At 73.6% G+C, this 12585-nt stretch carries 7 protein-coding genes; 5 read left to right on the top strand and 2 right to left on the bottom strand.

Going from position 1 to position 12585, the window contains the following annotated elements; genetic code table 11:
* Together D455_RS34250 and D455_RS0120390 are read left to right on the top strand one after the other, a co-directional pair.
* Positions 1-1734, top strand: a 1734-nt coding sequence (locus D455_RS34250; protein ID WP_026122816.1) for a hypothetical protein, incomplete at its 5' end; no start/stop codon positions are given.
* A 72-nt stretch (positions 1735-1806) separates the two neighbouring features.
* Entirely contained in the window at positions 1807-5109 is a 3303-nt protein-coding gene (locus D455_RS0120390; protein ID WP_017572552.1) for a right-handed parallel beta-helix repeat-containing protein, read from the top strand.
* 146 nt (positions 5110-5255) lie between these two features.
* On the opposite strand, the gene D455_RS0120385 is transcribed toward D455_RS0120390, so the two are convergent.
* Positions 5256-6863 carry a glycoside hydrolase family 32 protein gene (locus D455_RS0120385; RefSeq protein ID WP_017572551.1) on the bottom strand — a complete coding sequence of 536 codons (1608 nt, stop codon included), beginning with the start codon at positions 6861-6863 and terminating at the stop codon, positions 5256-5258.
* Positions 6864-7041: 178 nt separating this feature from the next.
* On the opposite strand from D455_RS0120385, the gene D455_RS0120380 reads away from it, so the two are divergent.
* Positions 7042-8070, top strand: a complete 1029-nt coding sequence (locus D455_RS0120380) for a LacI family DNA-binding transcriptional regulator (RefSeq protein ID WP_026122815.1) — start codon at positions 7042-7044, stop codon at positions 8068-8070.
* Between the two features lie 40 nt (positions 8071-8110).
* On the opposite strand, the gene D455_RS31145 is transcribed toward D455_RS0120380, so the two are convergent.
* Positions 8111-9625: a glycoside hydrolase family 32 protein gene (locus tag D455_RS31145; RefSeq protein ID WP_152487121.1), complete on the bottom strand. Its 1515-nt coding sequence runs from the start codon at positions 9623-9625 to the stop codon at positions 8111-8113.
* A gap of 328 nt (positions 9626-9953) precedes the next feature.
* Between D455_RS31145 and D455_RS31140 the strand changes: the two genes are divergently transcribed.
* The gene (locus tag D455_RS31140; RefSeq protein ID WP_206539278.1) at positions 9954-11309 is read left to right on the top strand and encodes an oligosaccharide MFS transporter; all 1356 of its coding nucleotides are present in this window, start codon (positions 9954-9956) and stop codon (positions 11307-11309) included.
* Positions 11290-12231 carry a carbohydrate kinase family protein gene (locus D455_RS0120365; protein ID WP_017572548.1) on the top strand — a complete coding sequence of 314 codons (942 nt, stop codon included), beginning with the start codon at positions 11290-11292 and terminating at the stop codon, positions 12229-12231. The genes D455_RS31140 and D455_RS0120365 overlap by 20 nt, the downstream gene beginning before the upstream one ends.
* Positions 12232-12585 lie beyond the last annotated feature (354 nt).

Genomic DNA, 12585 nt, shown 5'->3' with positions numbered 1-12585 from the left:
GCCCTTCCCCTACCGGCGTCCGAGTTCCAGTCGGTGCTCTCCGGAGAGGCCGACGGCACGGCCTCCGGCGGGGCCGCGGGTTCCGCGGCGTACCCGGCGCCCCCGCCCCCTCCCGGCACCGCCGGGGGGCCGGAGGCGTCGGAGGCCGCTCCCGGTTCCCGGATCACGGGGGCCCCGGGCGAACCCTCCGCGCCACGCCCACCGGAGGAGGCTCTGGACCGTCCGGGCAAGCCCGTCCTGGCGGGCGCCGCCATCGCGGGCCTGCTGCTGGTCGCCGCCCCCTTCGCCATGACGGCGGGGGTGCCCGGGGTGACCCTGGAGCCGACCCCGCTCGCCTCGGGTACGGGCGGGGGCGGCGGCCAGGCGTCCGACACCGCCCGGGCGGGTGCCTCGTCCGGCGGCGAGACCGGGACCGCCACGGCGCGGACGGACACGGGGTCCGCGACCGCACCCCAGCAGGGCTCGGGTCCTCCGGAGACCGGCTACATCCCCGAGGTGGGCGGGGACGGGGCCGCGACCCCGACGATGCCCGACCCGGGCACCGGCGGCACGGGCGGCACCGGCGGGGAGAACGTCGAGACCGCCCCAGCGGCGCAGGAGAACCCGGACGCGGCCACCGGCGACGGCGCCACCGGGACCGGGGGCGCCGAGAGGGAGGTGCCCGCGGACGGGGGCACCACCGCCGAGGGGCCGGAAACCGGGGACACGGCGGCCGACGCGGAACCCGGGTCCGAGAGCACGGCGGCCGGTGGGGAGTCAACGGCCGGGGACGGTGCGACCGACGGTGCCGCCGGGGGCGCCGGAACCGGTGACACGGGCTCCGACCTCCCCGCCGGAGAGGACACGGCTGCCGGAGGGGACGAGGGCACGGGAACCTCCGGAGAGGGCGACACCACCGGCACACCCGGAGAGAACACCGACGACACCAGCGACGACGACCCCACCGGAAACGGCGACACCGCGAACAGCGAGGCGGCCGGAGGGGACGAGGGCGCCGAAACCTCCGGGGAGGCCGGCACCACCGGAACCCCCGGAGAGGACGCGAACGCCCCCCTCGCCGACACCACCGGAAGCGGCGACACCGAGGGCAACGGGGCCTCCACCGAACCGTCGGCCGCCAACGGGCAGTCCGGAGCGGAGCCCCCGGCCCCGGAGGGCGGCGGCTCCGTCCTGGAGGACGCGATCACGACGACGGGGGGATCGGAACCGGAGCCCTTCCTCGCCCTCGCGGGTCCCGGCTGCCCGGCCTCCCCCGGCGCCTCCTACACGAACGCGGGACGCTGGGACAGCGCTCAGGGCACCGCCAGCTGGGCCACCCGGCCCGGCGGGTACGCCCAGGAGGGCTGCGACGGCGGCTACGAGGCCGTCCCCGTCTCGGGTGACCCGGAACGGGGCGACGGCCAGTACGCCGCCTGGACGTTCACCCCCGGTGAGGCGGGGGTCGCGTGCGAGCTCTACGTCCACGTGCCCGACGACGGGAGCCCGCTGTGGATCTCCCCCGACGAGGCCAGCTACCAGATCTTCTCCGGCCCCGCGGCCGAGGGGTCGCCCGTGGCGGTCTTCGGGATCGACCAGGCGCAGATCCGGGGCGGCTGGGTCCAGGTCACCGGGTTCACCTCTCCCACTGAGGAGTTCACCATAAAGCTCACCAACGCGGGGGCCGACGCCCTCGCCGACCAGGAGCACGCCAGCACCCACGTGGCCGCCTCGGCGGTGCGCGCGTCCTGTTCCTGACCCTCCCCGGCGGGGCGGCCCCGGCCCCCCGCCACCGCCCCCGTCCCCACGGCTCAGATTAGAAAGACACCGATGGCCAGGCAGTTCCTCACCGTCGACCCCGACGGGAACGACGGACACACGACGATCACCGAAGCGGTCGAGGCCGCCTCCAGCGGTGCGCTCATCACCATCGCCCCGGGACGCTACGAGGAGGGACTCGTACTGCGCGAGGTGGTCACCCTGGTCTCCCGGGACGGGCTCGGCAGCGTGGAGATCACCACGGGCAGCGGATGCGCCGTCGTCTCGGGCGCCGAGGCGGTCAAGCTGTCGGGGCTGGTCCTGCGCGGCCGCAGCGCCGACCACCCCGCCGTGGACATCCCCCTCGGACAGCTGGAGATGGCCGACTGCGAGGTGGAGGGGGCCTCGTGGACCGCGGTGTCGGTACGCGGCGACGGCGCGCTCGCCATGCGCGACAGCCGCGTCACGTGCTCCTCGGGGGCGGGGGTGGTGATCACCTCGGCCGGTCCGAGCGTCATCGAGGACTGCGTGGTCGAGGAGGTCGACACCAGCGCCGTGGTCATCGGCGAGCGGGCCCGCCCCACGGTCCGCGCCTGCGTGTTGCGGGACGCCGGGGGCAACGGCGTGTTCGCCAGCGGACAGGCCGGGGGCACGGTCCGGGAGTGCGAGATCTCGGGGACCACGAAGCCCGCGGTGGCGTTGGAGGAGGGCGCCGCCACCTCACTGCTGGGCACGCGGGTGCACGACACCGAGGGCGACGGCCTGACGGTGTCCAGCAGGTCGCGCCCGGCCGTGGAGGACTGCGTGTTCGAGGACGTGGGCGGGCGCGGCATCGCCGTGCACAACGGCTCCGACCCGCAGGTGGCGCGGGTGCGCGTGGTGCGCGCCAAGGGCGTGGCCGTCCACCTGTCGGGCCGGGCGCGCGGCACCTTCACCGACTGCGAGGTGGAGGAGTCGGGCGGCGACGCCGTGCGCGCCGAGGAACGGGCGTCCACCGCCTTCCTCGGCCTGGTCGTGCGCGGCGGCCAGGGGTTGAACCTGGGCGGCGGCAGCGTCGTGGAGTTCGACCGGGGGCTGGTCAGCGGGACCTCCGGTCCCGGCGTGGTGGTCGAGGAGTGCGCCCCCTTCCTGCGCGCGACCGCGATCACGGGCACCCGGGGACCGGGGGTGGTGTTCGGTGGAGGCGGCCGCGGGCGCCTGGAGGACGTGACGCTGGACCGCACCGGCAAGAGCGCCGTGTCCGTGGAGGAGGGCGGGGCTCCCCTGCTGAACGGCGTGCAGATCTCCGGGAGCCGCGACTGCGGGATCTCGGTCGGCTCGGGCGCGTCCGCCGACGTGCGCGACTGCGACGTGTCGGAGTGCACGGGCGACGGTGTCGCCGTGCGGGCCGGGGGCCGGGCCACGGTGCTGCGCACGCGGGTGTACAACGGCCGCCGCAACGGCGTGCTGGTGACGGCGAAGGCGAGCGCCACGCTGCGCCGGTGCGAGGTGTTCGGCAACGGGGCCGACGGGGTCCTCGTGCACTCCACCGAGGACGTCACGGTGGAGGACTGCTCGGTGCGCTCCAACGGCCGCTCCGGGCTGCGGCAGACCGTCGCCAGCGAGAGCATGCGCACGGACAAGCTCCTCAGCCACGACAACGGGGCCCCCGACGCGTTCGGTGAGGAGGCGGGGGCCTCCGTCCCCGCGCCGACCGTCCCCGCCGCCGGGGAGGAGGGCGGGGAGCCCGAGTCGGTGGGGCCGATGCTGGAGCTGGACTCGCTGGTCGGTCTGGCCGGGGTCAAGCACGAGGTCAGGACCCTGGTCACCCGCAACCAGATGGCGCAGCGCCGTGCGGAGATGGGGCTGCCCACGCCGCCCATGAGCCGCCACCTGGTCTTCGGCGGCGCGCCGGGCACCGGTAAGACGACCGTGGCCCGGCTGTACGGGCAGATCCTCGCCGAGCTGGACGTCCTTCGGTACGGGCACGTGGTGGAGGTGGCCCGCGCCGACCTGGTCTCGCAGTACGTCGGGGGAACGGCGATCAAGACCACCGAGGTGTTCGAGCGCGCCAAGGGCGGCGTGCTGTTCGTCGACGAGGCCTACACCCTGTCCGGTGGCGAGGGGGGCACCGGCCCCGACTTCGGCCGGGAGGCGATCGACACCCTGGTCAAGCTCATGGAGGACCACCGCGACGAGGTCGTGGTCATCGTCGCCGGATACACCGAGGAGATGGGCCGTTTCCTGGACTCCAACCCCGGTCTGGCCTCGCGGTTCAGCCGGACCATCGAGTTCGCCAACTACGAGGTGGACGAGCTGGTGGAGATCGTGCGCGGGCTGTGCGGGTCGCACAGCTACCGGATGGCGCCGGAGACCGAGGAGGCGCTGCACGCGTACTTCGGACGGATGTCCCGGGGGCCCGCGTTCGGCAACGGCCGTGAGGCCCGCAAGGTCTTCGAGGCGATGATCGACCGCCAGGCGTTCCGGCTGGGCGGGACGGTGCCCGACGACCCGGACGCGCTCACCCTCCTCCTCCCCGAGGACCTGGGCCAGGAGGCCGAGGAGGAGCCGCTCGGGGGCACGGCCGACGGGATCGCCGCCCTGCGCGAGGAGCTGGACGCGATGGTGGGTCTGGCGAGCGTGAAGGAGACCGTCAACGACCTGGCCAACCTGCTGCTGATGTCGCAGCAGCGGCGCGCCATGGGGCTGCCGGTGGCGGCGATGAGCCACCACCTGGTGTTCGCCGGTCCCCCCGGTACCGGTAAGACGACCGTGGCCCGGCTGTACGGGCGCCTTCTGCACGCCCTGGGGGTCCTGCGGGGCGACCACGTGGTGGAGGCGGCCCGATCGGACCTGGTGGGGCGCTACGTCGGGCACACCGCCCAGCTGACCGCCGAGGTGTTCGAGCGCGCCAAGGGCGGCGTGCTGTTCGTCGACGAGGCCTACACCCTGGCACCGCGCGGCGCGGGCAACGACTTCGGCCAGGAGGCCATCGACACCCTGGTCAAGCTCATGGAGGACCACCGCGACGAGGTCGTGGTCATCGTCGCCGGATACACCCACGAGATGCAGCGCTTCCTGGACTCCAACCCCGGTCTGGCCTCGCGGTTCAACCACCAGGTGGAGTTCCCCGACTACAGCGACGCCGAACTGGTCACCATCGTCGAACGCATGGCGAAGGGGTCGGGGTACACGTGCGTCGGGGCGACGTCGGCGGCTCTGCTGGAGCACTTCTCGGAGGTGCCGCGCGACGCGAACTTCGGCAACGCCCGTTACGCGCGCCAGGTGCTGGAGCGGATGATCACCCGGCAGGCGGGGCGTCTGGTCAACGGCGTCCAGAACGCCACCCGGGAGGACTTCACCTCCCTGCTCCCCGAGGACGTCCCGCACCTCTGACCGGGTGCCCACGGGCGGCGCGGTCCTCCCCGCCGCCCGTGGTCCGGTCGGGCGTCCCGCCCCGGTCCGGACGGACGGCGGGGCCGCCGCGTCCGTGAGGACGTGACGTCCCCGCCTGTTCCGGTGAACGGGCCCGGGTCACACGCTCATCCCGCCCCGAGTTCGCGGATCACCACGTCCCGGAACACGGCTCCGCCGCCCGTGGCGAACAGGGCGATCCCCAGGTCGACGGTGTAGGGGAAGGCCTCCATGGAGTGGACGTGGCGCCCGTCGTCGAAGAAGACCTCGACCGTGGTGCGGTCGACCAGGACGCGCAGGAGGACTGTGCCCGCGGAGGGGTCGAACGGAGTCCTGCTCTCCTGCCACCTGCCGGAGTTGTCGGGGTTGGGGACCCCGCCGCGGTTGACGAAGGCGTACTCCCCGTACACCCCGGCGTCGACGTGGCGGCTACCGTCCGCGGAACGGCGCAGCTGGACGCCCGCCCCGGTCACCTGGTCCCAGGTCACCTCGGCCGTGAACTCGTACGCCGCCCCCTCGTAGTCGAGCACGTGCGTCCCCTCGACCGCCACGTCGCCGAGCTCGACGGTGCGCGTGACGTGGTCGTCGAGGGCGTCCACGGGCCGGGAGGCCAGGTAGCGGGTGCCGGAGGCGGAGCGGCGCAGGACGACCTCGCGCACGACGGAGTCCGTGCCGTTGAATCCGTCGGACTCGATGGTCGGGGTCGTGTTGGGGTAGTCCCAGTTGTTCGTCCAGGCGATCGCGTAACGCGCGGCCGGGTCCACGGAGCCGTCCCCGGTCCGCTTCTCGAAGGTGACGGCGCCGTACCAGTCGAACCCGTGGTCCAACCACTGGGGCTCGTCCCGGTGCGGGTGGAAGGCGCCGCCGTCGAAGTCGCCGGTCCAGTAGGCGTAGGTGTTGGGCAGGCCGGACTCCTTGCCGTTGGCGCTGACCCCCAGGACCCAGACCGTCTCCGAGCCGTCCTCCGCGGTGATGCGGAACAGGTCGGGGCATTCGAGAACGCCGAGGCCCTCCTCGACGAAGCCGCCCGCGTACGACCACTCCCTCAGGTCCGCGGAGTGGTAGAAGCCCACCTTGGTCCGCTCCGCGAGGAGCATGACCCAGCGTCCGCGCTCCTCGTCCCGGACCACCTTGGGGTCGCGGTAGTCCCTGACCCCGGGGTTGGCCAGTACGGGTCCGGTGCCGTACGGGGAGAAGGTCCGGCCTCCGTCGGTGGAGTACCACAGGTACTGGGCCTGGGAGTAGGTGTCCGGGTCCGGTTCCATGGTCACCAGGGCCACGACGGCGCCCGCCCCGAAACCCGCGGTGTCGTCGGTGTCGACGACGGCCGATCCGGACCATACGTCACCGGCGGGCGTGGTGTCCTTGGGGATCGCGACACCGCGGTCGGTGAAGGAGACCAGGTCGCGGCTGGTGGCCAGGCGCCAGGCCGTTCCGGCGGTGGTTCCCCCGGTGAGGTAGTCGGCGTTGTAGAGGTAGTAGTAGTGGTACTCGCCGTCGATCCACACGGGACGCTGGGGGTCGTTCTTCCACTGGTCGGGAACGGTGAAGTGGTACTCGGCGCGGTAGCCCTCCCGGCACCGGGCGGATCCGCCGCCCGCCGCGTCGTTCGCCGGTCGCGGGGTGCCGCCCGGGGCCGCCGGCGCCTGGCCGGCCGCCCCGGTGACGGAGAGCGCGGCTCCCGTCGCCGCCGCCCCGAACAGGGTCCTTCGGTTCATCGCCTGACCGGACGTCATGGCCGGTCTCCTCTCACTCGTCGCTAGGGGGTGTGGTGCGGGTCTGGTGTGTCCCGGTCGGAGCGGCGTGCCCGCACGCGGCGGGTCCCACGACCGTCCGGGGTACGGGAGCGCCGTCCGGGCCGGGGATACTGGCGGTACGCACTTCCCGGAGCACGGACACGATGGAGGAGACGACGTGAAGCGGCCTACGTCCCGCGATGTGGCAGAACTGGCGCAGGTGTCGCGTTCGGCCGTGTCGTTCGTCTTCTCCGGGCGCGCGGAGGGCAATCTGTCGGCGGCCACGCAGGAGCGGATCAGGAACGCCGCGCGCGAACTCGGCTACCGTCCCGACCAGGTCGCCCGTTCGCTGCGCGCACGGCGCAGCGGCGTCATCGGGATGCTGACCGACGAGATCGCCACGAGCCCGTTCGCCGGGCGGATGGTGATCGGCGCGATGGACGCCGCGCGCGAACGCGGCCACCAGGTGTTGCTCCTGGAGTCGCGGCTGGACCCGGAGGCCGAGGCTGAGGCGCTGGCCGAGCTGCGTTCCCGCCGCGTGGACGGGGTGGTGTACGCGGCGATGACCATGCGCCACGCCGACGTTCCGGGGGGCCTGGATCCGGCGACCACCGTGCTGGCCAACTGCCTTCCGCGTGCGGCTGGCTCCCACGCGGCCGTGGTCGCCGACGAGCACGCGGGTGGCCGGGCCGCGGTCGACGTGTTGCTCGCGGCGGGGCACCGGCGCGTCGCCCTGCTCGGCGGTGAGAGCGGGGACATCGCCACCGAGGCCCGCGCGGTCGGCTTCCGGGAGGGGATGGCCGCCGCCGGGTTGGCGCCGCGCCCCGGGTGGACGGTGTCCGCGGGCTGGCAGATCGACCAGGGGTACGCGGCGGCCGTACGCGTCCTCGACGGCGGCGACCGCCCCACCGGTGTGGTCTGCGCCAACGACCGCGTCGCGGCCGGGGTGCTGCTCGCCGCCGCCCGACTGGGAATCGACGTTCCGGGTGAGCTTTCGGTGGTCGGCTACGACGACCAGGACCAGATGGCCGGTCACCTGGTCCCCGCGCTGACCACCATCGCGCTGCCGCACCACGAGATGGGCGCGGCGGCGGTCCGGATGCTGCTGGACTCCGCCGACGCGGAGGGGGGCCTGGAGCGTACGGCCGTCCGGTACCTGGAGTGCCCGGTCGTCGAGCGCGACTCCGTGCGACCGCCCGCGCGCTGAGCCGCCGGACGGGGGCGCGGCACCGCCCGCCCGGTCGCCCTCAGCCACGCGTCGCGGGGCGGTCGGAGGCGGGTCCCTCGGTGCCCGTGCCCGCCGGGCCCCGCGGAGGTCCGCACTCCCAGGCCCGGACCTCCACCCGTGCGGCGCCCCGGACGGTCGCGGCGCTCCAGGAACCGTGCGGCGCGGGGTGGACCTTCTCGGTGAGGGTCACGCGGTCGTTCCAGAACACCTCCACGATCGGGCCGTCGACCAGGACGCGCAGCCGGGCACGGGTGTCGGACGGCCCCGTGGCGACCGCCTCGTCGGCGCGCGGCAGCGGGTGGGTGCCCGTCGCGGGGGCGCCCGCGCGGTCCAGGACGAGCAGTCCCCGGCTCGGGTTCACGCGCAGGGCGACGGTGTCACCGAGCCGGAGGACGACCTCCGTGTCCGGGAGGTCGACCTCGGCGTCGAGGGCGACCTCGTAGGCCGGGGGAAGCGGGTCGGCGCACGCCAGTTCGCGGGTGCGCAGCGCGGACAGTTCGCGTGCCGGAGCGACGCGGAGTCCGCCGTCCGGGTGCGGGCCGACCTCGCGGGGGTGTGTCAGGCAGCCCGCCCAGCCCTCGGCGACCGACTCCTCCTCGGTGCGCGACTCCCAGCTCCATCCCCAGAGCAGGGTGCGGTCGCGCCGGACGAGGGCGGTGGCGGCGTAGAAGTCGCGGCCGTGGTCGAGGAGGCCGCCGTCCTCGGGGACGAAACGCAGGCCTCCCCCGCCGGACCGTGCCCCTCCCCCGTCCGGCGGTGCTCCGTCCGTGCCGGTGCGCGGTCCGTCCCCGGTCGGCAGCAGTGCGCCGACCAGGCGGACCGTGAGGTAGGTGACGTCGTCGGCCCACAGGGACAGCACCAGGACCCAGCGGTCCCCGGCGCCCGTCCGGGAGGGGTCCTCGGGGAACAGGGCGGGGCACTCCCACGCGGCCGCCGGGCCCGCGACGCGTGAGGCGACGGGGTCGGCGGCGTCCAGCAGCGACCCCTCGTAGGTCCACTCGGTCAGTGAGTGGACGCGGTAGAGCAGCACGTCGGGGCGGCTGTCGCGGTGGCCGGCTCCCATCAGGGCCCACCGCCGGTCTCCGACGGTGAACAGGTACGGATCGCGGAAGGCGGCGAGGTCGAGGCCGGGCGGCGGTCCGGGGACGACCGGATCGGGATCGGCCTTGAGCTGGCTGACCTCCTCGTCGACGGCGCGGGCGAGCATGACGGAGCCGACGCCGTCGGAGCGGTCCATCCCCGTGTAGACGGCGGTGGGGACCCCGTCCTCCACGACCGCGCAGCCCGACCAGGCGCCGAGCGCGTCCCGCGTGCCGGGGGTGGGCGTCAGGGCGATGCCGTGGTCGTCCCAGGTGAGGAGATCGGGGCTGGAGGCGTGGCCCCAGTGGATGTCCCCCCAGACCGGCGCGGCGGGGTTGTGCTGGAAGAACAGGTGGTAGCGGCCGTCGTGGAAGAGCGGTCCGTTGGGGTCGTTGCACCACTGTCCCGCGGCGGGGCGCACATGCAGCTGGGGTCTTCTCCGGTCGGCCGTCACGCGGTCACTTCCTCTGGCTCGGTCGGGTCGGTGGAGTCTGTTGTCTCGTCGGGGCCCGTTCGGGGTCACGCGCGGGGTCCTGCCTGGGGTTTCGCCCCGGGGTCGCGTTCGGTGCCCTCCGCTCGGCGGTCGACGGTCGGCGGTTCACACCGTCGTCACCGAGCTCTTGCCTTCCGGAACCTAACACGTAATAGTGGACGCTAGCTAGCACGTGTTAGGCGACTTTTCGCGTCGGCCGTGCGACAGATCCCACCGGAGCGGAGCGCCCCTCCCTCCGGCAGACCGACCCGGCACCGCCGTCGAGCGCGGTGCCCGTGAGGGAGTGTTCATGACCCCCCAGAGCCCCGCCGCCCCCACCGGGGAACGCAGCCGGAAGCGGCTGAACTTCACGCTGGTCAGCGGCGCCATGTTCATGTTCTTCGTGACCTGGTCGCTGTCCTGGTCCCTGTTCTCCATCTGGCTGGTCCAGGACCTGGGCCTGAGCGCCGGACGCAGCTCCCTGGTGATCAGCGCCAACGCCGTCGGCTGCCTGTTCGTCATGCCGGTCTACGGCTACGTCCAGGACAAGCTGGGCCTGCGCAGGAACCTGCTGTACTGGATCGGCGCCCTGATGCTGCTCGTCGGCCCGGTCTACGTCCACGTCTACGGACCGCTGCTACAGACGCACTTCGCCCTCGGCCTGGTGGTGGGCTCGGCGTACCTGGCCATGGCGTTCGCGGTGGCCGTCGCGACGCTGGAGAGCTACACCGAGCGCCTGAGCCGCCTCCACGGCTTCGAGTTCGGGCGGGTGCGGACCTTCGGCTCGCTCGGGTGGGCGGCGGCCTCGTTCTTCGCCGGGCGCCTGTTCAACGTCGACCCCGACCTGAACTTCTGGGCCGCGAGCGTCTCGGCGGCCGTGTTCGTCCTCCTCATCGCCGCGATCCGCGTCAGCGGGGGCAGCGGCACCGCGGCCGTCGACCGGGCGGCCTCCTCGGTGTCCCCGGGCGACGTGAGGTCGCTGTTCGTCTATCCCGCGTTCTGGGGCCTGCTGCTGTTCGTCGTGGCCGTGACGGCGACCTACAACACCTACGACCAGATGTTTCCCTCCTACTTCGCCTCGCTCTTCGACACCGTGGCCGAGGGCAACCGGATGTACAGCGACCTCAACTCCGTGCAGGTGTTCCTGGAGGCGGGCGGCATGGTCCTCGCGCCCTTCCTCGTCAACCGGATCGGGGCCAAGAACGCGCTGCTGGTGTCGGGCTGCGTCATGGCCACCCGGATCCTGCTGTCCGGCGTGGTCACCGACCCGGCGGCGATCTCGGCGGTGAAGCTGCTGCACGCCGTCGAACTGCCGATCATGCTCATCGCGATCTTCAAGTACATCAACCGGCACTTCGACACCCGGCTGTCCTCGACGATCTACCTGATCGGCTACCAGGTGGCCATCCAGNNNCGGCTACGACACCGTCGGTTTCGCCAACACCTACCTGGCCATGGGCACGATGGTCGCGGCGTTCACCCTCGTCTCCGTGTTCACACTGCGTCCCGACACCGCAGGGTTGCCCGAGGCCGTTCCCGGCGGCACCGCCGAACCCGACCACGAGAGGGCCCGGCTCTGAGCGCCGCGCCCCGAAGGCACCGGGCGCGCGCCCGGTCCGCCCCGACCGTGAGAGGAACACCGTCCCGTGATCGTCGTCGCCGGTGAGGCCCTGATCGACCTGGTGCCCCAGGACAGGGGCCGCCCGCCGTCCCCACTGCTGCCCGCGCGCGGCGGCGGCCCGTACAACACGGCCGTCGCGCTCGCCCGACTCGGCTCGCCGGTCTCCTTCTGCTCACGGATCTCCACCGACGCCTTCGGGGAGTCACTCGTCGAACGGCTGGAGGCGGACGGGGTGGGGGTGGAACTGGTCCAACGCGGACCCGAGCCGACCCCGCTGGCCGCCGTCGCGTTCGACGAAGACGGCTCGGCCGCCTACTCCTTCTACGTCGAGGGCACGGCCGACCGGCTCTTCTCGCTTCCCGACCGCCTTCCCGAGGAGACCCGGGCCCTGTCCCTGGGCACCTGCTCGCTCGTCCTCGAACCCGGTGCGAGCGCCTACGAGGAGCTGATGCGGCGCGAGGCGGCGCGAGGGGCCCTCATCGCCCTGGACCCGAACATCCGCGCCGGGCTCATCCCCGACCCGGACGCCCACCGGTCGCGGTTCCTCGGCTGGCTCCCGCACGTGTCCCTGCTCAAGCTCAGCGAGGAGGACGCCCTGTGGCTCGCCGGGCCCGACAGCGGGGCCACGGGCGCGGCGGCCCTGGACCCGGCGGCGCGCCGGTGGCTCGACGCCGGAACCGAGGCCGTCGTCGTGACCCGCGGCGGCGAGGGCATGACCGTCTGGACCCGTCGGGGCACCTGTTCCGTCCCCGGCGTGGGCGTCGACGTCGTGGACACGATCGGCGCGGGCGACACCGTCAACGCCGCGCTGCTGCACGCCCTGGCCGAGCGGGGTTCGCTCGTACGCGGAGCCCCGTCCGGGCTGTCGGAGGAGGAGTGGCGGCGGGTGCTCGGTTTCGCCGCCCGCGCGGCCTCCGTCACCTGTTCCCGCGCCGGTGCCGAACCCCCGTACCGGGAGGAGCTGTAGCGGCGGGTGCGCCCGGGTGGTGGCGCCCCCGGGAGGACTCCGCCTTCCTGCTCCCCGGTGCGAGGCACCCGCCGTCGGGAACGGACGCGCGGCCCCTCCCCGGGATTCGGGAGGGACCGCGTACCGCCGTCATCGGGTGTCCACGCGAGCCAGGGTAAGGGCTTTCCTCACCTCTCCCCGCGAACACCTCATCCCCACAGCCCAACACGCCTCCGAACTGGAGAAACGCGCCGTCGAGGCGCACCCGGAGGGATGGCCACCGCTCCGGACCGCACCACCGACGCCCACTCCCCCGAGAAAAACCCGGGACCGTTTCCGGAACGGAGTCCACCTTCCCCACCAGCCCGAACCCAG

This window comes from Nocardiopsis halotolerans DSM 44410 (assembly GCF_000341065.1).
In the GTDB taxonomy this organism is placed as follows: Bacteria; Actinomycetota; Actinomycetes; order Streptosporangiales; family Streptosporangiaceae; genus Nocardiopsis; species Nocardiopsis halotolerans.
Note: the sequence above shows the minus strand (reverse complement) of the source record. Positions and strands in the feature narration are given on the sequence as shown.

Coding starts and splice junctions, on each gene's coding strand:
- D455_RS0120385 (WP_017572551.1), bottom strand. CDS start 6,863: ATGACGTCCGGTCAGGCGATGAACCGAAGGACCCTGTTCGGGGCGGCG.
- D455_RS0120390 (WP_017572552.1), top strand. CDS start 1,807: ATGGCCAGGCAGTTCCTCACCGTCGACCCCGACGGGAACGACGGACAC.